Here is a 22,583-nt window from a genome sequence, read left to right on the forward strand (position 1 = left end):
AAAAAAAATAAATTTATCTTAAAAATAGGAGTTATAAAATTACAATGATGATAATAATCACAGGCACACCAGGTGTTGGAAAAAGTAGTGTAACAAAATATCTTGATGAACAATTACCAGATTCAGAAGTTATAAGTATAAATAGTCTTCTTGAAGATTATGATCTAAATTTAGGAACAGATGAAAAACGAGGATATAAAATAGTTGATACAGAAAGTATGATACCAATAGTAGATCAGATAAAACATGAAAATAAAGATAAACTAATCATATTTGAAGGACACTTAGCACAAGATTATCCAGGTAGTGATATGATAGTAATACTAAGATGTAATCCTATGGTTTTAAAAGAAAGACTTGATAGTAGAAATTGGTCTGATAGTAAAGTTCATGAAAATGTATCTGCTGAAATTCTTGGCATATGTTCTCAGGAAAGTTTTGATACATATGGTGATATTATTCAGGAAGTTGATACTTCAGATAAATCCATAAGTGAAGTTGGTAACATAATTATTAATATTATAAATCAAAAACAAGCATATTCTTATGGAGAGATTGATTATCTTAGTGAGTATTTTGAGTATCTTAATTAGATTATTAATACCACTTACTTTTTAACATCATCATCTAAATTCTTTAGTGTTTATTTTTTTTAGTAAAAAAATTATATGTATATACTAAAGGGATTTTATTACTATTTTTTAATTTAGTATTATATATAAACATAATATATTTAAATAATGTTTTATATAAATTATATTATTATTCTTAAGTTACTATCTAGATTTTATGATATAATAATAAGAATACTTATTTTTTCATAAATTCATTCCTTGCACTTAAGACATAATATTTCTATATTTTTTAGAGGATTAGATATTTTGAGCGGAAGAAGACAAAGAAATTGGAGAAATAAAATAGCACTTGAAAGAATGCAAATACTATTTAACCAGGCAGAATCTGAGTTTTCAAAACACCCTGAACGATCTGATCGTTATGTTAAGCTAACTCGTAAGATCTCTTCAAGATATCAGTTACCATTACCTGATTATTGGCGAGGAAGGTTTTGTAAAAATTGTAATAAATTCCTTAAAGTAGGAGTTAACTTAAGAGTAAGACTTTCAAAAGATAAAAGAATTAGCTACAAATGTCTTGAATGTGGCAATTCATGGAAAGATTACTATAATAAAAAAGATTAACTCTCTTTTTTTATTTAAAAGAAATTTAACTTAATTTTTTTATAAAATACTAAAAAAAATGATATTTTAATAAATATTATTAAAATCAAAAGAAAAATAAGACACATAATAAAAAAAAATTTTACAGGAGAAATGATAATTTGAGCAAAGTCCAGAGTAAAAAAGAAATAATGAGAAATTCCCTTAATGCAGTTGAAATTAATATTGGAAAAAATGGTGTTAATGAAAATGTTATTGAGGAAATTAAACGTCAACTAAAAAATGAAGAAATAGTAAAAATACGATTTACAAGAAGTGTATCATTTAATAAAGATGAATTTCTTGAAAACATTGTAGCTGAAACTAAAGCAAAATTAGTTGATGTTCGAGGAAATGTAGCTGTATTATATAAGAGAAAATAAATTTCTAAAAAATATTAGAATTTAAAAAAAAAATATAAACCAAAAAAAAAAATTTAAAATTTAGGAGGCAATTTAAACCATGACAACAGCATATGATGTACCTGCTGACAGTTTAATTACCGTAGTAAGTAAAGATTTAGAAGAAAATGATAAAATTAACGCACCTGACTGGGCACAATTTGTAAAAACAGGTGTACACAAAGAACGTAGACCAGAAAATCCTAACTGGTGGTTTGTACGAGCTGCAACACTACTAAGAAGAATATATGTAGATGGACCTGTAGGAATAAGCAGACTACAAACAAAATACGGTGGCAACAAAGACCGTGGAACAAACCCAGAAAAATTCCAAAAAGGTAGTGGATCAATCATAAGAACAGCACTACAACAATTAGAAGATGCAGGATACGTTGAAAAAACCGAAAAAGGAAGAATTGTAACCCCAGCAGGTCAATCATACCTTGATAACAAAGCATCTGAAATTTCAAAAGATATTCCTGAATTATCAAAATACTAAGATTACTTTTTTAGTTTTATAATTTGAAAGAATACTTTTTTAACAAATGAAAAAAAAAATCTTGTGATTTTTATCTTTTATTTAAAAGATAATTATATTTAAAAAAATTAATTTAGAAAAAAAAAATATGATAATATATTAAAAAAAATGACACACTAAGGAGTTGTATCAAATGAGTGAACTTGATGAGATTAGACGAAGACGAATGGAACAGCTACAACAACAACAGCTAGCTGCACAACAACAAGGAGCTTCTCTTGAACAAATGCAACAAGAACAAATGAGAAGACAGCAATTTGAAGAGGAAAAGAAAAATGCTCTAAGACAAATACTATCTCCAGAGGCAAGACAAAGATTATCAAATCTAAGATTAACAAAACCAGATCTTGTAAATGCAATTGAAATGCAACTAATAAGTCTAGCTCAAGCAGGTCGTCTGCAAATTCCTGTTACAGATGATACATTAAAACAAATTCTTAAAGAAACATCTGGAAAAAAACATGAAATAAAAATCACAAGAAGATAAAAAAGTAATTTTTTTGATAATTTTTAATTCTTAAAAAAAAAAATAAGAAAATTTGAAAAAAAATAAAATATAATATTAGATGACGATTCAATGAAAGCAGCTGTATTATATAGTGGAGGAAAAGACAGTTCTTTAATGGCAGTACTGTTAGATAAGTTCGGATATGATGTAGAACTTATAACTGTCAATTTTGGAATATTTAATTCATCACTACCAGCACAAAAGGCAGCAGAAAATCTAGGATTTAAACATCGTGTTTTAAGCTTAGATAAGCAAATTCTACTTGATGCTGTTGATATGATAGTGCGTGATAATTTTCCAAATAATGGTATAAATCATATTCATCATGAAGTAATAGAACATGTAGCATGTGACTATGATGTCATAGCTGATGGTACACGACGTGAAGATCGCATTCCAAAACTTACAATGTCTGAAATTCAAAGTCTTGAAGATCGAATGAATGTCCAATACTTAAACCTATCAGGAATAGGATATAAAACTGTTAATGATATAAGTAGTGAAATCTTTGAACTTGAAAAAAGAGAAAGTGACATACATAATAGTTCAGACTATGAAATGGAAGTAAGAACATATCTAAAAGAACATGGTCATGATATAGAAAATATTTTTCCACAACATATTCAATCAAAAGTTATAGGATGGAGAAAAAATGAGTAGAAATAAAACTTTACCTAAAAAATTAAGATTAGCTAAAAAAACAAAACAAAACAGAAGAGTTCCTATATTTGCTATGATGAAAACAAATAGAAGACTAAGAACTCATCCACAAGCAAGACAATGGAGAAGAAGTAAAATTAAAGTATAATTCTAGTGTATATACTTTGATAGAATTTTTAGATAATATTATTTTAAAAACAAATAGAACAGGAGTATAATTAATATGGAAAGAATTTACACAATACCTCTTAGAGATGTTAAAAGAGTACCAAGAACTCAAAGATCACCAAGAGCAATGAGATACATTAAAGAATTTATTCAAAAACACATGAAAACAGAAGATGTAATTGTTGCAATGGAAGTAAATGAAAAAATCTGGGAAAGAGGACGAGAAAAAATACCATCAAAAATCAAAGTGAAAGCTGTTGAAGAAGATGGAGTAGTAGAAGTATTATTAGCAGACGAATAGACACCATTATTTTGGAAACACGGATTGCTAAGGATTATATTTTAAATGGATTATTATGTTATCTTGGATTTTATCTTTATCATATTTACGAGTTACTAAAGATGTCTAAGATAGTAAAAAGTGTATACATGTAAATAATAAGAGAATTTAATCACCTCTCTTACCTACTTAAATATAAATATGGATTGTTTTTACGAGATGGGCATCCTATTTATATTGGTACATATTATAATAACTAAATAGAATAAAAAAATATATTAAAAAATAATAATATTTCACAGATGGAGTGATAAACTATGATACAAAGATTCGATATTGATGGGAACCCAAACTTAGGTGTTTCTATTTTAGCAAAAGACAATGTAGCAATAATTTCACCAAGACTTCAGGATTCTTATGTAAAAACAATTGAAGAAACATTAGATGTACCAATAATCAAAACACCAATCTGTGGTAGTAACCTTGCAGGAGCTTTAATGGCAGGAAATACAAAAAGCTTACTAGTATCTGAGTATGCATATGATCATGAACTTAACACTATACGTGAACATGGAATTGATGTAAATGTTATACCAGGATCACTTACAGCTATAGGAAATGTTATAGTTGCAAATGATAATGGAGCTATTGTAAATCCAAAACTATCCAGTGAAGCTCAAGAGATTATAAAAGATAGCCTTGATGTAGAAGTAGTAAGTACTACCATAGCAGGACTTGATATAGTTGGTTCTGCAGTAGCTGCTACAAATAAAGGTGCTTTAGTACATCCTGATGCATCAGATGAGGAATTAGATTTAGTTGAAGATGTTTTAGGAGTACCTACTGAAATTGGTACAGTTAACCGTGGAGTAAAACTCGTAGGAGCATGTATCATTGCAAATTCTAATGGAGTTATTGTAGGAGAAAAAACTACAGGTCCAGAACTAGCAAGGATTGATCAAGTATTCAACTTATTTGAGGGAACATTATGAAAACAAAAATATATAGAGTAAAAGGAACATTATTAGATAGTGATAAAGCAAAACCTTTCACACGCGAAATGAAAGCTGTTAAAGAAGAAGATATAAAAGAAAAACTATACTCCGAATTCGGAAGTAAACACAGATTAAACAGAAGTCAAATTATATTTGATGATATAACAGAAATTACACCAGAAGAAGTAACAGATCCTATCGTATCAAGTTTATTATAAAAACTTTAAATAAAGGATAAAATAATAAATAAACAATGGAGTGTGAATAAATCATGGAAAATAACAAAAAATTAGAACAAATGATAGCAGAACTTAACCAACTACAACAACAAGGCGAAGCAATCGCAAACCAAGTAGAACAATTAAACTTATCATTAACAGATATAAAATCCGCAAGTGAAGCACTAAAAGGAATAGAAGGCTCTGTTGGCAAAGAATTATTAATACCAGTAGGAGCTGGTTGCTTTATTAATGCTGAACTAAAAAGTGAAAACATTATAGTCGGAGTAGGAGCAGAAGTTGCAGTTAAAAAATCACGTGAAGAAACCGTGGAAAAACTTGAAAAAGAAACAAAAGAAGTTCAAGAATTAATAACAACATTAACAAATCAACTAGATAAAATTAATGAAATGATTGCAACACAAAGACCAGAAGCAGAAAGATTAATGAGAGAATCAGGACTACAATAAACCTAGTCTCTCTTTTTAATCATTTTTTTTCTTATTTAAACATCTATCTTATTTTAAAATATTAATTTTCTAATACATTTAAAAAAAAATTATTTACTCATTTTCATTTAAAAAAAAATATTAAAGCTTATTTTTAAGAAAACTTAAATAAACACCAAAACTTAAAAAACATTTTTTCATTATTTATTCTTTTTAAACAATTTATAATATTTAAGTATAATTATTAAACACCAAATCTTAAAATCCCCGATATTCTAATTTTATAATTAAACAATTATTAGTATTTTAGAAGTTAAGTTAAACAATTATAAAATTTATGAAAAAAAATTAAGATTAAAAAAAGAGGGTGGTGAAAAGTTGATTGTTTGATTTTTTTTTATGCTTCTGCTTCTTGTTCATTAAATATTTGGTCAATCATCCATTCTGGTTTAAATTCAATTAGATCATCATATCCTTGACCTACTCCTATGAAAAGTATTGGTTTATGGATTACATGTCCAATTGATAGTGCTGCTCCTCCTTTTGCATCAGCATCTGTTTTTGTAAGTATGATACCATCAATATCTATTACTTCATTGAATTTATCTGCTTGTTCTGTTGCATCATTACCCATTAGTGCATCTCCAACATATATTACAATGTCAGGTTTGGATATTCTTTTAATTTTCTTCATTTCATCCATTAGGTTTGCATTTGTTTGCATACGTCCTGATGTATCTATTAGTACTATATCTTTTCCTGTTGCTTTTGCATGATCTACTGCATCATATGCTACTGCTGCTGGATCTGAATCTTTTGGATGTTTAATGATTTTCATGTTAAGATTCTTTGCATGGTATTCTAGTTGTTCTATTGCTCCTGCACGGAATGTATCTGATGCTCCTAGTACTGAGGTGTAGCCATATCGTTCAAGGTATGTTGCTAGTTTTGCTATTGTTGTGGTTTTTCCTGTACCATTTATTCCTACAAACATTATTTTATATGGTTCACCGGTTTTACGTACTTTTTCAATATCACCAAGTAGGTCATATTCTCCATTATCTATTATTTCATAGATTGACTTTTTAAGTGCATTTGTTGTGAATAATTCCATATCTCCTCGACGTTTTATTTTACGTCCTATAAGATCTTCTTTTACACTCTCAACAATAGTATCTGCTACTTCAAATGCTACATCTCCTTCAAGAAGTGATAGTTCTAGATTTTCGAGGATTTCTTCTATATCATCTTCTTTTATTGTCTTAGTTGTAATAAATCCGAATCTTCCACCTTTTTGTTCATCTTCATATTTAAGATCAGATTTAGATTCATCTTTTTTATCATCTTTTTTATCTTTATTTTTGTTTCTGTGAAGAAATCCGAAATGTCCTTTTTTCTCTTCTTTTTCTTCTGGTTCATCATTAGTTGACTTTTCAGGTTCATCAACAGTAAATGTTTCATCAATTACTTGAGATTCACCCATATCAGGTGATGTGAGATCGTCTTTTGTTGTTGGTTGTGGTATTTCTACATTTTCTTTTTTTTCGTCTTTAATTTCTGGTGTTATTTCTTTTGGTTCAGATTTTACTTCTTCTTTAGGTTCTTCTTTTTTATTTTTATTTCGTCTAAAGAAGCTAAATCTTCCTTTTTTCTCTTTTTTCTCTTCTTTTTCTTCTGTTTTAGGTTCTTCTTCTTTTGTTATTTCTTCTGTATCTTCTTTTGATTCATCATCGTTTGATTTTTCATCATCTGATTTTTTATCTTCTTCTGATTCATCTGGTGTTTCTAATGTTGATTCTGGAAGTTCATCTACAACTTCTTCTTGTTGTTGTTCGATTTCTTCATCTTCAATATCTGATGCATCTTTTATGGTTTTATTTAATCGTTTTCGTATAAAGTCAAACAAGCTTTTCACATTCCTTTATTAGTTTTTTTAGTATCTATTTTATATAAAATGTAAATTTATATTAGTACTGCCTTTTTTTTTATTATTTATTATTTTTTTATTTCATTTATAAAATAAGTAATCATAATTTCTATAAGATATAGAATATACAACAAAGTCATAGATAATAAAAATTTTTGTATAAGTTGAAAAAAATGAATTAGTTTTAAAAGTTTTATAATTTTAAAAAAAAGTGTGAAATTTCAATAAAAAAGGAATAAAATAAGAAAAAGGGGGTGGTTAGATGTTTATAATATCATAATACTATTTATTCTTTACGTGTTCCACCATATACTGCATTTGAATAGTATTTCCATATTACATCAATTTCTTTAAATCCTACATCTTCAAGTAATCTTAGATGGTCTGTTATTGTTATTGGATGGTCGTTGTGTTCTCGTTTCTTTTTATGATCTTTCATATCTTCAACTGTTAGCTGATTTTCTGCCATGTACTTATCTGCTATTCTTTCATTAAGCTTACTGTTGTATTTACTGTTAGCTTCCATGACATCAGCATTGTAGAATACTCCATCTTGTTTTAGTGAATCATATATATATTGATACATTTGTCTTTTATCATTTTCATCTCTTATATGATGAAGTGCAAGTGATGATATTATTGCATCATAATCATCTATAATATCTACTATTGTAAAGTCTCCTAGTACAAATTCTATGTTTTCATATCCTGCTAGTTTTTCTTTTGCTACTTCTATCATTTTATCTGATATGTCAAGACATGTTATTTTTGCATCAGGAAAACGTTCTAGTACTTGTAAGCTTATGTTTCCTGTTCCACAACCAAGATCTAGTATTCTGAGATTTTCTTTTTCTGGTATTGAATTTACTAATGCTTCTATCATTTCATCGTACTTAGGTATTGTTTTTTTAACTAGATTATCATAGTGTTTTGATGTTTCATTAAAGTGTGTTTTTAAATCTGACATAATTTGTTTTCATCTCACCATATTTTTTTTGTAGTAAAATAAATTAATTTAATATTTTTTTTTGGAATATGTTTATTATTTTTATTTAATTTAGTTTTTATAATATTATCATATTAATTTAATTTTTATATTAGTTTTGCATGTGATTTTAGTTCTGCAAATAGTACAATTACCATACCAATAATTAAAAATACTACACATAATGGTAGTGAAGATGTTGGTACTGCTAATATTTTTTCAAGTGGTATTCTCATAGATCCAAGCATTATACCTATGAGTGCTGCTACTGTTGCTATTTTATGATTTTTAAGTAAGTATTTAATTACTCGTGACATTATCATAAATCCACCTACTGCTCCTATGATAAATACTATGATATCTACTAATGCAAATGAGTGAAGTGCATTTATCATATATTCATACTGATCAAGAAGAAGTAGTAATGATGAACCTGACACTCCAGGAAGTAGCATTGCACATATTGCAATAAATCCTGAGATAAGTAATATTGGTAAACTGTGTGCTGCATGCATTGGGTTAAGTCCAATAAATCCATATGATACAATGGTAAATATTATTGTTATTATAATTGCTTTAATATTAAAAGCATCTAGTTGTTTGTATAATATGTAAATTGATGCAAGTATTAATCCAGCAAAGAATGAATAGGTAAATCCTGCATAATCATTTAATAAAAAGTTAATAATACCTGCCATGATAACCATAGCAATAGCTATACCAATACCCAAGGGTATGAAAAATTCAATATCAAAATCTTCTAAAAATTTTACTTTAAATTCTTTTATATTTCCACGAAGAAGGGGCTTAATACAACGGAAACGTATCGTACTAATTGCATTAATTAAACGATCATAAATTCCTGTAATAAGTGCAATTGTACCACCAGAAATACCTGGCATAATATCACACATACCCATTAAAAATCCACGAAGAAATAATCCAATCATATCTTTAATATGCTTCATAAGAAAATTAATCCTCCAATTTAATAAAAGTTAATAATAAAAAGAGATAATCATTCTTACCTATAATTATAGAAAGTATTTTTTTTACTCTTAATATGTAGTCTATAAATAGAAAATACTTAAACTTATTTATAAAACAATAGTTTATAATAATCAATTTAAATAAAACTATAAAATAAAATTCAAACATTATAATTAAAAAAAAATGGTACTACTTAAAAATAGTATTTTTTTTTATAAAATAATATAAAATCAAATTAAGGGAAGATGAGGGAAAAACTAAAATGTTAGGCGAAGAAGAATTACGTAAACTATTTCCAGAATATGAAGATACAATACAACCATCAGGAATAGATCTTAAAGTTGATAAAATATATGAACAAACAACTGGTGGATCATTAATTGATAATCAAAAAAATCTACCTGAAATCAAAGAGTTAAAATGTGATGAAAACGAAATATACACACTAAAACCAAAAACAGCATACAGCGTAACAATCATGGGAAAAACACATATACCAGTAGGATATACAATGTTGTATCTTCCACGCTCAACACTTCTAAGATCATTTATATCAGTACATACAGCAGTAGGAGATCCAGGATTTTATGGAACATTACAATTTATGATTGTAAATAATGGAGAATATGAATATAAGCTAAAAAAAGGTGAAAGAATAGCACAAGCTGTAGTATTTAAAGTTACTGGATCTGGAGAATATGATGGATCATACCAGGAAAAAAATAATATAAATAAAGGGAGTTGATGAAATAAGATGACTCAAGATAAAAATATAGCAGAACACCTAATTGAAACACTAGAAAAAAATGGTGTAAAATACATATTTGGATATCCAGGTGAACAAGTACTAGCAATATATGAAGCTTTACGAAAAAGTAAAATACAACACATACTAATGCGTCATGAACAAGCAGCAGTACATGCAGCAGATGCATATGCACGTATAACAGGTGAATATGGAGTATGTCTTGCAACAGCAGGACCTGGAGCTATGAATCTTACAATGGGAACTGCCGCTGCATATAAGGATAATGTACCAATCATACTAATATCAGGAGATGTAGATTCAAATGTTAAAGGACAAGACACATTTCAAGATATAGATTTAAACTCCGTATTTAAACCAATAACAATAAAATCATACAAGGTAAATACACCAGAAAAACTACAAAACAACATAAATGAAATATTCAAATACAAAAAAGATGGAATAACAGGACCATTCTACATTAACATGTCAAAAGATATCCAATACAAACCACACAATACACATCATAAAATAATAGAACATGAAAACATAAAACTACCTAAACAAAACGATATAGATGATATCATAAAAAGTATAGAAGAATCAGAAAGACCTATAATAATAGCAGGTTCTGGAATAATTTATGCAGATGCAATCAAGGAATTTGAAGAATTCATCAAAAAAACAAAAATACCAGTAACAACATCATACCATGCACGAGGAATAATATCAGAAAAAGATCCACAAAACCTAGGGCTACAAGGAAACCGTTCAACACAAAAAAACAGAAAAACAACAGAAAATGCAGATCTAATACTAGCATTTGCAACAAAACTAAGCGAACGTACAATGAAAAATGTTAAAACCGATAACATAATACAGATAAACACAAAAGAAGAACACAAAAAATGCGATAAATTCTACAAATACAACATAAAAGACATACTAACAAAATTAAATGAACAACAACTACCAAAAGTTAATCCTAAGTGGATTGAGGAAATTGAAAACATAAAAACTGAAAAACCAAGAAAACCAGAAGATACACAAAAACTAAACCCAGAAGTTGTAATTCAAGAAATACTAAAAAAAGCAGATGAAAACACAACAATAATACTAGATGCTGGAACTACACCAACATACTTAACATTACACTCAAAACTAGATAAACACTCACAGATGATATTTCCAGGTGGATTTGGACCTATGGGATATTCACTTCCAGCAAGTATAGGAGCAGCATTTGCACGTGATAATGATATAATATTTGCAACAACAGGTGATGGATCTGTGCAAATGACAATAGAAGAACTAGCAGTTATTAGCCGATACCAGTTACCTGTAATAATATTCATAATAAACAATGAATCACTAGGAATAATAAAACAATGGCAAGATATGGCAGATAATCCAAACTATGAGGTAAGCTTGGATAATCCAGACTTTATAAAAATAGCTGAAGCTTATAATATAAAAGCTGATAATATCACATCACTTGATGAGTTAAACACTAAATTAGATCAAGCAATATCAGAAAAAAAACCTCATCTTTTCAATATTGAAGTTGAAAATATTCACATACCACTATAAAAAAAAAATTCAAAAAGTAAAAAAAGGTATGTAATTAAGAAAAAGAAAATGAGAAATTCTATATTTTTTAGAATAACAAGTGTAAAAAAAAATATTTTATTAGTTCTCATTTTTTTTATAAAAGTTTTAATCTTCTTTCCTAATTTTTTTTTTCATGTTTTAGCTTTATTTTCAGCTATTTTTTGAAATGGACATACTGTTATACAATAGGTGCATCCATGTGTGTATCCTATACATTTTTTCTTATCAAAGTATATTTCACCATTTTTAATGTGTAGTGCATGGTCTGGACAGTTTTTAACACACATATAACATTTACTACATGTTGATCTGACACGTTTTTTAATATCATTTTTAGTAGGTGTTGTATTTACTGGCATATCTGTTGTTATTAGAATGATTTTATGTCCTGGTCCTATACTATCTGTAATTAGTAGTTTGTTATTTCCAATGTATCCCATGATTGCTTTTTGTGCTATTATTGAAAAATTCATACTCATATCAAGCTGGTCAATCATATATGTATGATATCCCATATCTTCAATAAAATCACACATTTTAGTCATAATATCTGTTATTACAACGTATAATTCCTTATATTTTTGTTTAAGACTCATATCTGGTGTTACACCTAGTAATTCATCATCCATTTTAATAAGTGCTACTATGGTATTTGGATACATTTCATCTGTTGTATGTTCTTCATCTATTGTTGTGTATGCTATTTCACTTATTCCAAGTGATTTTGTATATTTTTCAAATTTTTCTACATCAGACATAAAAAAACAAATCCTCTATAGGTCTTTATAGTTTTCACGTAGTAATTCTATTTCTTTTTTATATCCAATTATGTTATCATGTGGAGTTTCAAGATAAAATGGTAAATTACGTAATCGTTTATCATTAATTATGTTAACTATTGCATCTTGTCCTATTTTACCTTCACCTATTTTTGCATGACGATCTTTGTGTGAGTTAAGTCCATATATACTATCATTAAGATGTATAGCTTTAAGTCTGTATAATCCTATTACATCATCAAAATGGTCAAGTACACCATCAAGATCATCTACAATGTCATATCCTGCATCATAAACATGGCATGTATCAAGACATACTCCTATTTTTTCATCTATTTCTACTTTTTCAATTATTGCCTGTAATTCTTCAAAGTTACTTCCAATCTCTGTTCCTTTTCCTGCCATTGTTTCAAGAAGAATAGTTGTATTTTGATCATCACATATGAGATTATTAAGTGATTCTGATATTAGATTAATTCCTTTTTCAACTCCCTGTCCTACATGACTTCCAGGATGAAAGTTATACATATTATTTGGCATCCTATTAAGTCTATCAAGATCATCTTCAAATAGTTCATATGAATTTTTACGAGTTTTCTCAGATTTTGATGCAAGATTTATTACATATGGTGCATGTGCTAGTATTACTGGTATATTGTTATTTTCCATAATTTGTGAAAGTTGTTCTACATCTTTCATATCAAGAGGTTTAGCTTGTCCTCCTCGTGGACTTCGTGTGAAAAATTGGAATGTATTTGCATCTATTGTGAGTGCTTCACGTCCTACATTTGCATATCCTTTACTTATTGATAAGTGTGGTCCTATTACTAACATATTATTAATCATTCCTTCTAAAAATTATTTTTTTTATGTAAATTTTTATAATAATATCTTTTTTTTCTAAAATAATTTTTTTCTGTCTTTAATATTAAATTATTAATACTAAAAAATATAAAATTTTATATAATATTAATAAATGAAGGATAATTTATGGAAACTAATAGAATTTTAGTAACGGGTGGAGCAGGATTTATTGGAACAAATCTTGTTAATGAATTAAGAAGTAGAGGACATGAAGTTATAGCAGCAGATTTATTAAATAATGATCGAGAAGACTATGTACGTACAGATGTAAGATTCTACAGACAATTAGAACGTACATTCGAAGAAGAAGGACCATTTGATTATGTTTATCATCTAGCAGCAGAATATGGTCGTTGGAATGGTGAGGATTACTATGAAAACCTATGGCAAACAAATGTTATAGGAACAAAAAATATGATAAGACTCCAGGAAAAAAATAAATTCCGAATGATCTTCTTTTCATCAGCTGAAGTATACGGAGATTATGATGGAATAATGTCAGAAGATGTAATGGAAAATAATCCAATACGTGATACATACCAGATGAATGATTATGCAATAAGTAAATGGGATGGAGAACTTATGTGTATGAATTCAGCAACAATGCATGATACAGAAACTGTACGTGTAAGACCAGTAAACTGTTATGGACCTGGAGAAGCATACACACCATATCGTGGATTTATACCAAAATTCACATACCTTGCATTACATGATAAGCCATACACTGTATATGAAGGACATAAAAGAATTATAGATTATGTTGGAGATACTGTTAAAACCTTTGCAAACATAGTAGATAACTTCAAAGCAGGTGAAGCATATAATATTGGTGGAAATACAGACTGGGAAATGGATATACGAGACTACTCAGATTTAGTATTAAAAGCAACAGGTCGTGATGATAGTCTAGTTACATATAAGGAAGCTGAACCATTTACAACAAAAGTTAAAACAATTGACTTTTCAAAATCTATTCGTGATTTAAAACATGATCCTAAGGTAAAACCAGAAGAAGGAATTAAGAAAACCGCAGAATGGATGAAATGGTACTACCGTCTAGAATAAAATATGAGAAAAAATGTTTTTTTTAGGAAAAAAATAAAAAAATATTAACTTATTATTTCCTAAAAAATATTATTAACTACTCTTCTTTTTTTTTAATTTTTATCTCTTTTTTTTCTATAAAAAAAAATAATAACTTTAATTTTTTAATTTATTTATGTATTTATTTAGTTTTTCACCTATTGCTTGTTTTGAATAGTTTTTAGATTGAGCATATCCTTCTTTTTGTAATTTTTTATAAAGCTCTTCATCTGTTAAGATTTTAAGTAGTGCATCTGCTAGTTGTTCATAGTTTCGTGGTTCATAGAAAAGTCCACCATATCTTCCACTTGCTTCTACTACTGGTGGAATTTCTGCTGCTACAAATGGTGTTTTAAGTGAGATTGCTTCAATTATTACAATTCCAAATCCTTCAACTACACTTGGAAGACAAAATACGTCTGATGAGTTTACTACTTTCATTACATCTTCATGTTTTTCAACAAAGCCCATGAATTCTATGTTATCATCAACACCTAGTTTATGTGTTAGTTGTATTAGGTTGTCTTTTTCAGGTCCTGTTCCTATTATTTTACATTGTATGTCTGGTATTGTTTTTTTAATTATGCAAACAGCCTTAATTAGATCTTTTACTCGTTTATAGTCTACTAGTCTTGCTACACAGCTTATGGTTGGTTTATCATATTTTTCTGATGTTACATTTGGAAAGTCTACTATGTTATGTACTGTTTTTATATGTTCTGGATTTGTGTATTTTTGTAGATTTTTATTTGTATAATCAGATACTGGTAAGATGAGATCTATGTCTTGATTTAGGATGTATCGTTCCATTGCTTCACCAAAGAGTCCTGGTAGTCCCATCATTTTAGTCCATCGTCCGATCCATACATCATGATATCTTGCTACAACTGGTATGTTTAGTTTTTGTGATGATTTATATGCTACAGGATATGTTATGAAATTATATCCTATTATTATGTCAATGTCCTTTAATTTACATGCTTGTTTGTATGCTTCTTTCATGAATTTAAGTCTTTTTATGAATGATCCTTTTTGTGTATAGTCTCTTTTGTTTCCACAACATATTACATGTATATCTCCTATGTAGAAATCATCTTTTCCTGATTCATTTGATGTTATTACTGTTATGTTGTTGTATTTTGATAGTTCTACAGCTTCATTATATGCACATACTTCAACTCCACCTTTAATTTCAAGATCTTCACTTTGTGGAAAGTATTCTGTTATTATTGCTATGTTCATTGTTAGTTTTTCCTCCATCTGGTAGTAGATAATTAAGTAAGTATGAAAAATGATTTTTTTTTCTTTTAAATAATAAAATTGTATGTTGTTTTATCCTAAAAAAAAAGAAAGAGTATTTAAAAAAAAAATATTAAAAGAGGTGGTGACTTTTTTTAACCAAATTCTCTAATTTTATTATTGGTTTTCTTTTTTAATGTAGTAGTTTAGTTGATCACGTATAATGTCATCTACTGAATGTTTTATTTCAACACCTAGTTTTTGTATTTTCTTTGTATTAGAAAAGAGTATTGGTACTTCAGCTGGACGGAAACGTGCTGGGTTAAATTCTACTTTTACATCACCATTGTCTGTATTTACAATTATTCCCTTATCTTCAATATTATATTCAAGTTCATTATTAAGCATCATTGAGTCAACTTTGGTTTTTGCAAATGATACACCACAGTATTCATCATTATTCATCTCTGCAGGGTCATCTACTTTTTTATCTCCATTAAATGTGGAAATTGAGTTGATGTTTTCACCTGATTCTTTTAAACTTAGAAGAATATATGTTAATATTGAGTTTGTTCTCATTGATCCTTGATTGTATACATCACCCTTATTTGCTTTTGTTGCTAATGTTAGGTATCCATCTACAATATCATTTACATGAGTCCAGTCACGGAATGCATTTACATTTCCTATTGTAATTTTATCTGTTAATCCCATTTTAAGTTGCATTACCTGGTTTGTTACTACTGATGTTACAAACATTTTTCCACGTCCTGCTCCTTCATGGTTAAATGCACGTGATACAACTGTGTCAATATCATATGAATGGTAGTAGTTACGAGTTAAAAAGTCACCATATACTTTTGATACTGCATATGGACTCATTGGTCTTAAGGGGTTTGTTTCAGCAATTGGTAGTTCTGTTGTTTGACCTTCCTTGAGATCTGGGAATATTGTTCCATATTGTTTTATTACACGTTCATATTGTTGTTGTGATGATATTACAAGTCCATATTCTTCGCTTGATCCTGCAAATATCATTCTTGCATCTGAATCTTTTATTCTCATTGCTTCAAGTAGGTTACTTGTTCCCATTGCATTGTTTTGTTCTGTGTCTGCTGGGTTGTCAAATGATTGTGGTACAAATGATTGTGCTGCTAGGTGGAATATGTAGTCTGGTTCTGCTGTATCTATTGCATTTGCTATTGATGTTATGTCTTTAAGATTTCCTGTAAGTGGTGTTACTTTTCCATCAAGTTCATGGTTTTGCATATTTACAGGTGTTACTCCATCTGCTCGACGACGAAGTAGTCCATAGACATTACTTCCTTCATTTACTAGTCTTTCTGCTAGATATGATCCTACAAATCCACTTATTCCTGTGATTAGTACGTTTTTGTCTTTGAAATTCATATAAATTTTGTCCTCTCAAGTATTAATAAAATTGTTGTTTTTATTGATTTATAGGTTTATTATTTATACTTTTTATAATGTTGTTTTTTAGTTTATTACTATTAATATTTACTTTAATTGTAAAGGTAGTATTTTATCCTTAAAATATAATAGATTTAGTATATAAAAATAGTAATTAGAAAGTTGAAAATATATATTATATTAACATCGAATAAGTGGAGATTTTAGATTATAATGACTAAGACTGCTGTATTATTACCTGCATATAATGAAGAAGTATCAATAGCAAGTATGATTATCTTATCTGAAAATTATGCTGATGAGGTAATAGTAGTTGATGATGGAAGTAATGATAGAACAGCTCAAATAGCTGAAAAAACCAATGCAACAGTCATAAGACATGAAAAAAACAAGGGAAAAGGAGCTGCTCTAAAAACTGGCTTTGATTATGTTAAAAATAAAGACTTTGACATCCTTGTTACAATAGATGCAGATGGACAACATAACCCATCAGAAATACCACAAGTCATACAGCCAATAGTAGATAAAAAGGCAGACATTGTAAATGGAAGCCGTTATATTAATGGTGGAAGTAAAAATACGCCAACATACAGAAGAGTTGGACAAACCGTACTTGATAGTGCAACTAATCTTGCATCAGGTGTAAAACTAACAGATTCTCAGAGTGGATTTAGAGCATTTTCAAGATATTCTCTTGATCATTTTAACTTTGACCCAGATGGTTTTGGAATAGAAAGTGATATGATAATAGAAGCTGTAAATAACAATCTTAAAATATGTGAAGTTGAAATAACAGTACGATATGATGTTTATACAACAACTGATAATCCAATTCTACAAGGTCTTAGTGTACTTATGCGAATTTTTGAAATTATGCGTTTTAACAGACCATTATACTTCTATGGTATAACAGGAATAGTTGTAATATTCTTTGGAATACTCATACTTCTAACACTTAATATGTCAGGTTACATGACTAACATGTATCTAACAGCAATGGGATTATGTATCCTTGTTGTTGGTATAATTCTAATATTATCTGGAATAATAACAGATACACACTCCACATTAAATCGAAAAAAATAATATTAAAAAGAATATAAGACAAACTAAAAAAAAATATATGTGAGGATGATATTAATGAATTTTGATGAATATAAAGGAAAAGTAATCTTTATAGGAGCAGGACCAGGAGCACCAGATCTAATAACAGTAAGAGGAGCTGAAGCAATAAAAAATGCTGATGTAATAATCTATGCAGGATCACTAGTAAATCCTGAAATATTAGGTATTGCAAAAAAAGATGCTAAAATATATGATAGTGCACAAATGGACTTAGATGAAATAATAGCAGTAATTAAACAAGCACACGATGAAAACAAGATAACAGCACGTGTACATACAGGAGATCCTGCAATATATGGTGCAATAGCAGAACAAATCAACCAACTAAAAGCACTAGATATTGGATATACTATAATACCAGGTGTAAGCAGCTTATTTGGAACAGCAGCAGCACTAGAATCACAACTAACACTACCTGAAGTATCACAGACAATTATCATAACAAGACCTGAAGGACGAACTCCAAAACCATCAAAAGAATCACTCGCAAAACTTGCAGAACACAATGCAACAATGTGTATATTCCTCGGAATACACATGATAGATAAAGTTGTAGAAGAACTTAAAAAAGAATACGCACCTGATACACCAGTTGCAGTAGTTAAAAAAGCAACATGGCCAGACCAGGAAATTGTACGTGGAACACTTGATGACATTGCACAGAAAGTATATGATGCAGGATTTACAAAAACAGCAATGATTGTAGTAGGAGATGTACTAGATCAACAAAGTGGAGAACAATCAAAACTATATGATCCACACTTCGCACACATGTATCGTGATGCAAAAGAAGATGATGAATAAAAAAAAAATTATATACACATAACCTCCCCTTTTTTATAAAACCCCTCTTTTTTTATTATACTAATTTTATACAAAATAAAAGCATTTAAAAAAAAATTGTTTTTTTATAGACTATATATTCCTATTTTTTATATTAATCTAAAAATAAACTACCTATCCTAAAAATAAAGTATTTCCCAATAAAAAAAAAGGAGTATTTCAATACTTAAATAAAAGAAAATCTAAAAAAAGTAAAAAAGAGAAAGATGAAAAAATAATAAATTAATTATTTTTCTTTCATTGTTAAATCTATTTTAGTCATTTTTATAATCCTAGAAGAACTTGTCCTATAGGAACTGTTAAATTAGCCTCAATAAATGCTGCAATAACAAGGAATACTATTACAATTATAAGTGGAATAATACAGTCCATAATCATATCAGCACCTACATGTACAGCTTCACTAAATTTAACTTTTGAATTAATAATACCATTAGCAATCTCAAGAAAAGCCTGAGTAAGTCTAAATGCCACAGCACCAGCTATTACAATTGCTGTTAATTCAAAAATTCCATGAGGAATAGTATATACAAGGAATGTTGAAAGAGGTACTTGAACTCCTACAAAACCAATGATAATACCATTAAAAATAAGAAGATAAACCGTTGGAATACTAAGAAGAAGTGATGCAAGCATCATCATTAAAGCAACAGATGAATTATTAACAAATAAACCTTCAGTTGTAATACTTGAAGCACCTTGCTGTAAATTCTGCATAGTACCTTGAAGAATACTTTGGAATAAACTAGGATAGAAATATGCAATAAGAATACCAGCCACAAGAAGAATCACAGATAAACAAATGTGATACTTAAGATGAACAAAGGAATTTTTAAACATACTTTTAAGTCTAAAACCACCAATCTTCGGAAAACCTAAACGGTAATCACTAGGATTATGATAAATCTTATTAGTATAATAAATAATTAACATAGTAAGAATTACAACAGCCACAGCAAGTGATAAACTCTGATCAACAAGATAAAACAACACAGCAAAAACAAAACAAGTAACATAACCTGCAATTGAATGACTATTTTGTGTCATAAAAGTTAAAAACAGAGAAAAAATCACAACAAGTGGCAATTGAACAACCATAATATCTGTAAACTTAAGACCAGAACTCATTACCAAAACAATATAAATCAAAAGACTAACAACAGCAACTAAAAAATAGAAATTAACACTACTATTAGCCCTAATACCCTCATGATAACTATCTCTAATCTCAGCACGCTTTTTTAAATTACAAGCTGCTTCAGATAAATGGACAACTTCACTATGATTATCCTCATTTCTCAAAAATATCTTAACCTCCTATAAAAATATTAATCAAACATAATTTATTTAAAATCAAGTATATAATAATTACGATTACAAAAAAAATTGAAAAAAAAGAAGAAATAATATAAAAAAAAGTTTTCATAATTTTTTTTTATTCTTTCAATATAAAAATTATTATAAAAATTCAATTCAAAAAAAATAACTCTTTTTAAATTAAATAAAAAATAAAAATAACCAATAACAACCCTATAAATTTGAAAAAAAATAAAATTAAAAAACAATAGGAGTTTTTTCACTTGAAACTAAAAGAAAACATAGGACTAATTCTATCAATTATTGGAGTTATCCTATGTATGACACTATATGGAATATTTATTGGAATTCCCCTAATAATTATAGGAATATATTTCCTAAATAAAAAAGCATCAGGAAAAGAATACGATAATAAAATAGAAGAAAAACAAAAACAAATCAATAAAATAGATCAAAAATATGATGAAAAAATTAAAGAAAAAGAAACAGAATTTAAAATTAAAAAAGAAGAAAAACAAAAACAACTCAATGAAATAGATCAAAAATATGATGAAAAAGTTAAAGAAAAAGAAAAACAACTTGATGAAAAATATAAGAAAATAAATGAAGCAAAAATAAATGAATATAATGATAAAATTGAAGAAAAACAGAATCAACTTGATGCAATAGAACAGACTTATTCAAATATAGAAAGACAAAAAAAAGAAGAAAATAAGGAATATGATATTAAAATAGCAGAAAAACAAAAACAACTCAATGAAATAGATGAAACATACAAAAAAATTGCTCAAGAAAAAGAAAAAAAAATAGATGAAGAGATTAATAATAAAAGAAAAGGACTCAAAACAATTTCTGAAAAAATAAAAGAATACAAAGATGAATTAATAACTCTTGAAGATGAACTTAACTGGCAAAATCATGGATTATACGAACCAAAATATGACTTCATGGAATCAGAATCATACAAAGAAAGACTAGATGATGTACGATATGAACAAAAACAGATGATTAAAGACAAAACTGCAGCAATATGTCATACAGAATGGATAATTGATGGAGATAGAAGAGCAGGAATTGCAGCTACTAACTTATACTTTAAACAAATTCTCAGATCATTTAATAATGAAGCAGAAGTTATAATTAACAAAGTTCGACACTCAAATCTTGAAGCATCGTTAAAAAGACTACAAAGATCATATAATCAATTAAATAAAATATATTCAAAGGATCAAGTAGAAATAACTGAAGAATATTATAATTTAAAACTTGATGAACTCTATATTGCATATGGATATAAACAGAAAAAACAAGAAGAAAAAGAAGAACTTAAAGAACAAAGAGAAAGAGAAAAAGAAGAAAAAAAAATACAAAAACAACTTCAAAGAGAAAAAGAAAAATATGAAGATCAAAATTATGATTTAGAATATGAAATAAGCCAAATACAAATAGAATTAGAAGAAGCAGCAGCCAAAGAACAAGCAAAACTAAAAGAAGAAATAGAAAGACTCAAAAGAGAACTACAAGAAAACAACGAAAAAATTGAAGAAATTGAAGAAAAAGAAATAAGTAAAGCAGGATATGTTTACATTATATCAAACATAGGATCATTTGGAGAAAATGTATTTAAAATAGGAGTAACAAGACGTGATGATCCAAGTAAACGTGTACAAGAATTATCCAATGCATCAGTACCATTTAAATATGATTCACACCTTTACATATTCAGTGAAGATGCATTTGCATTAGAACGTGAACTACATGAAAGATTTGAGACAAAACGAGTAAACAAAGTAAATTCAAGAAAAGAATTCTTCAAAATAACAATGGATGACATAAAACAAATAGTAGAAGAAAACAAAGAAAATGTACATGGATTCAAAGAATATCCTGATGCTGAAGAATACAAAGACACCCTAAAAATAGAACAAGAAATGTACTAAAAAAAAGAGGATAATAATATATCCTCACAAAATTAACTTTTTTTTAAATATTATTTTTCATCATCAATATTTCCAGGAAAATCTTCAATAACTTTGATATTATCTTCATCTAAATTATATAAATCATAAATTATCCTATTAAGTTTATCTTTTTTTTATCTGTTTAATTTATTTTTAATTTTTATATCTTGTTTTCACTTTCCCATTTTTTTTCTATAATAATTTATTAATTAGATTAAATAAATTTAGTATAAGACTAATAAA

General features: G+C 28.0%; 25 protein-coding genes. 17 read left to right on the plus strand and 8 right to left on the minus strand.

Annotated features, from left to right (window positions below):
* Positions 1–44 precede the first annotated feature (44 nt).
* The 11 genes from MSCUN_RS02325 to pfdA all read left to right on the plus strand — a co-directional run bounded on the left by MSCUN_RS02325 (position 45) and on the right by pfdA (position 5,455).
* The gene (locus MSCUN_RS02325) at positions 45–593 is read left to right on the plus strand and encodes an adenylate kinase family protein (protein WP_095608085.1); all 549 of its coding nucleotides are present in this window, start codon (positions 45–47) and stop codon (positions 591–593) included.
* 288 nt (positions 594–881) lie between these two features.
* The gene (locus tag MSCUN_RS02330; RefSeq protein WP_245837621.1) at positions 882–1,199 is read left to right on the plus strand and encodes a ribonuclease P protein component 4; all 318 of its coding nucleotides are present in this window, start codon (positions 882–884) and stop codon (positions 1,197–1,199) included.
* Positions 1,200–1,369: 170 nt separating this feature from the next.
* Positions 1,370–1,600 (plus strand): YhbY family RNA-binding protein, encoded by a 231-nt coding sequence (locus tag MSCUN_RS02335; RefSeq protein ID WP_095608129.1) that lies wholly within the window; start codon positions 1,370–1,372, stop codon positions 1,598–1,600.
* 79 nt (positions 1,601–1,679) lie between these two features.
* Positions 1,680–2,117: a 30S ribosomal protein S19e gene (locus MSCUN_RS02340; protein WP_095608086.1), complete on the plus strand. Its 438-nt coding sequence runs from the start codon at positions 1,680–1,682 to the stop codon at positions 2,115–2,117.
* Between the two features lie 172 nt (positions 2,118–2,289).
* Positions 2,290–2,643 (plus strand): DNA-binding protein, encoded by a 354-nt coding sequence (locus MSCUN_RS02345; RefSeq protein WP_095608087.1) that lies wholly within the window; start codon positions 2,290–2,292, stop codon positions 2,641–2,643.
* Between the two features lie 90 nt (positions 2,644–2,733).
* On the plus strand, positions 2,734–3,324 hold the full coding sequence (locus MSCUN_RS02350) for a DUF7411 family protein (protein ID WP_095608088.1): 591 nt from the start codon (positions 2,734–2,736) through the stop codon (positions 3,322–3,324).
* On the plus strand, positions 3,317–3,472 hold the full coding sequence (locus MSCUN_RS02355) for a 50S ribosomal protein L39e (RefSeq protein ID WP_095608089.1): 156 nt from the start codon (positions 3,317–3,319) through the stop codon (positions 3,470–3,472). Before MSCUN_RS02350 ends, MSCUN_RS02355 begins: the two co-directional genes overlap by 8 nt.
* Positions 3,473–3,547: 75 nt before the next feature.
* Entirely contained in the window at positions 3,548–3,793 is a 246-nt protein-coding gene (locus MSCUN_RS02360) for a 50S ribosomal protein L31e (protein WP_095608090.1), read from the plus strand.
* Positions 3,794–4,089: 296 nt separating this feature from the next.
* Positions 4,090–4,764, plus strand: coding sequence for a translation initiation factor IF-6 (locus tag MSCUN_RS02365; RefSeq protein ID WP_095608091.1), 675 nt, complete (start codon positions 4,090–4,092; stop codon positions 4,762–4,764).
* Positions 4,761–4,985, plus strand: a complete 225-nt coding sequence (gene rpl18a / locus MSCUN_RS02370) for a 50S ribosomal protein L18Ae (RefSeq protein WP_095608092.1) — start codon at positions 4,761–4,763, stop codon at positions 4,983–4,985. Before MSCUN_RS02365 ends, rpl18a begins: the two co-directional genes overlap by 4 nt.
* A 53-nt stretch (positions 4,986–5,038) precedes the next feature.
* On the plus strand, positions 5,039–5,455 hold the full coding sequence (pfdA, locus tag MSCUN_RS02375) for a prefoldin subunit alpha (RefSeq protein WP_095608093.1): 417 nt from the start codon (positions 5,039–5,041) through the stop codon (positions 5,453–5,455).
* A gap of 376 nt (positions 5,456–5,831) precedes the next feature.
* Here pfdA and ftsY read toward each other — a convergent pair whose 3' ends face one another.
* The 3 genes from ftsY to MSCUN_RS02390 all read right to left on the minus strand — a co-directional run bounded on the left by ftsY (position 5,832) and on the right by MSCUN_RS02390 (position 9,314).
* The gene (ftsY, locus tag MSCUN_RS02380; RefSeq protein ID WP_170103995.1) at positions 5,832–7,340 is read right to left on the minus strand and encodes a signal recognition particle-docking protein FtsY; all 1,509 of its coding nucleotides are present in this window, start codon (positions 7,338–7,340) and stop codon (positions 5,832–5,834) included.
* A 307-nt stretch (positions 7,341–7,647) separates the two neighbouring features.
* Positions 7,648–8,328 carry a class I SAM-dependent methyltransferase gene (locus MSCUN_RS02385; RefSeq protein WP_095608094.1) on the minus strand — a complete coding sequence of 227 codons (681 nt, stop codon included), beginning with the start codon at positions 8,326–8,328 and terminating at the stop codon, positions 7,648–7,650.
* A 125-nt stretch (positions 8,329–8,453) separates the two neighbouring features.
* Entirely contained in the window at positions 8,454–9,314 is an 861-nt protein-coding gene (locus MSCUN_RS02390) for a DUF368 domain-containing protein (protein ID WP_245837622.1), read from the minus strand.
* A gap of 284 nt (positions 9,315–9,598) precedes the next feature.
* Here MSCUN_RS02390 and MSCUN_RS02395 point away from each other — a divergent pair, with 284 nt between their 5' ends.
* The gene (locus MSCUN_RS02395; protein ID WP_095608095.1) at positions 9,599–10,081 is read left to right on the plus strand and encodes a dCTP deaminase; all 483 of its coding nucleotides are present in this window, start codon (positions 9,599–9,601) and stop codon (positions 10,079–10,081) included.
* Positions 10,082–10,090: 9 nt separating this feature from the next.
* Complete coding sequence (locus tag MSCUN_RS02400; protein WP_095608096.1) at positions 10,091–11,674, plus strand: thiamine pyrophosphate-binding protein; 1,584 nt, start codon at positions 10,091–10,093, stop codon at positions 11,672–11,674.
* Positions 11,675–11,826: 152 nt separating this feature from the next.
* Here the strand turns inward: MSCUN_RS02400 and MSCUN_RS02405 are convergent, their stop codons facing one another.
* Positions 11,827–12,453, minus strand: coding sequence for a hypothetical protein (locus MSCUN_RS02405; RefSeq protein WP_095608097.1), 627 nt, complete (start codon positions 12,451–12,453; stop codon positions 11,827–11,829).
* A gap of 15 nt (positions 12,454–12,468) precedes the next feature.
* Positions 12,469–13,308, minus strand: coding sequence for a deoxyribonuclease IV (locus MSCUN_RS02410; RefSeq protein WP_095608098.1), 840 nt, complete (start codon positions 13,306–13,308; stop codon positions 12,469–12,471).
* 156 nt (positions 13,309–13,464) lie between these two features.
* Between MSCUN_RS02410 and MSCUN_RS02415 the strand changes: the two genes are divergently transcribed.
* Complete coding sequence (locus tag MSCUN_RS02415; protein WP_095608099.1) at positions 13,465–14,406, plus strand: NAD-dependent epimerase/dehydratase family protein; 942 nt, start codon at positions 13,465–13,467, stop codon at positions 14,404–14,406.
* Positions 14,407–14,541: 135 nt separating this feature from the next.
* Here the strand turns inward: MSCUN_RS02415 and MSCUN_RS02420 are convergent, their stop codons facing one another.
* Both MSCUN_RS02420 and MSCUN_RS02425 read right to left on the minus strand, forming a co-directional pair.
* A complete protein-coding gene (locus MSCUN_RS02420; protein WP_109582958.1) occupies positions 14,542–15,666 on the minus strand; it encodes a glycosyltransferase family 4 protein in 1,125 nt (374 codons plus the stop codon).
* A 174-nt stretch (positions 15,667–15,840) separates the two neighbouring features.
* On the minus strand, positions 15,841–17,073 hold the full coding sequence (locus MSCUN_RS02425; RefSeq protein WP_095608101.1) for a GDP-mannose 4,6-dehydratase: 1,233 nt from the start codon (positions 17,071–17,073) through the stop codon (positions 15,841–15,843).
* A gap of 234 nt (positions 17,074–17,307) precedes the next feature.
* On the opposite strand from MSCUN_RS02425, the gene MSCUN_RS02430 reads away from it, so the two are divergent.
* Complete coding sequence (locus tag MSCUN_RS02430; protein WP_095608102.1) at positions 17,308–18,180, plus strand: glycosyltransferase family 2 protein; 873 nt, start codon at positions 17,308–17,310, stop codon at positions 18,178–18,180.
* A gap of 54 nt (positions 18,181–18,234) precedes the next feature.
* On the plus strand, positions 18,235–19,023 hold the full coding sequence (gene cobM / locus MSCUN_RS02435; RefSeq protein WP_095608103.1) for a precorrin-4 C(11)-methyltransferase: 789 nt from the start codon (positions 18,235–18,237) through the stop codon (positions 19,021–19,023).
* Positions 19,024–19,326: 303 nt separating this feature from the next.
* Here cobM and MSCUN_RS08265 read toward each other — a convergent pair whose 3' ends face one another.
* Positions 19,327–19,854: a stage II sporulation protein M gene (locus MSCUN_RS08265; RefSeq protein ID WP_170103997.1), complete on the minus strand. Its 528-nt coding sequence runs from the start codon at positions 19,852–19,854 to the stop codon at positions 19,327–19,329.
* 788 nt (positions 19,855–20,642) lie between these two features.
* On the opposite strand from MSCUN_RS08265, the gene MSCUN_RS02445 reads away from it, so the two are divergent.
* Positions 20,643–22,319, plus strand: coding sequence for a DUF4041 domain-containing protein (locus MSCUN_RS02445; RefSeq protein ID WP_109582960.1), 1,677 nt, complete (start codon positions 20,643–20,645; stop codon positions 22,317–22,319).
* Positions 22,320–22,583: the final 264 nt, after the last annotated feature.

This window comes from Methanosphaera cuniculi, from assembly GCF_003149675.1.
In the GTDB taxonomy this organism is placed as follows: Archaea; Methanobacteriota; Methanobacteria; order Methanobacteriales; family Methanobacteriaceae; genus Methanosphaera; species Methanosphaera cuniculi.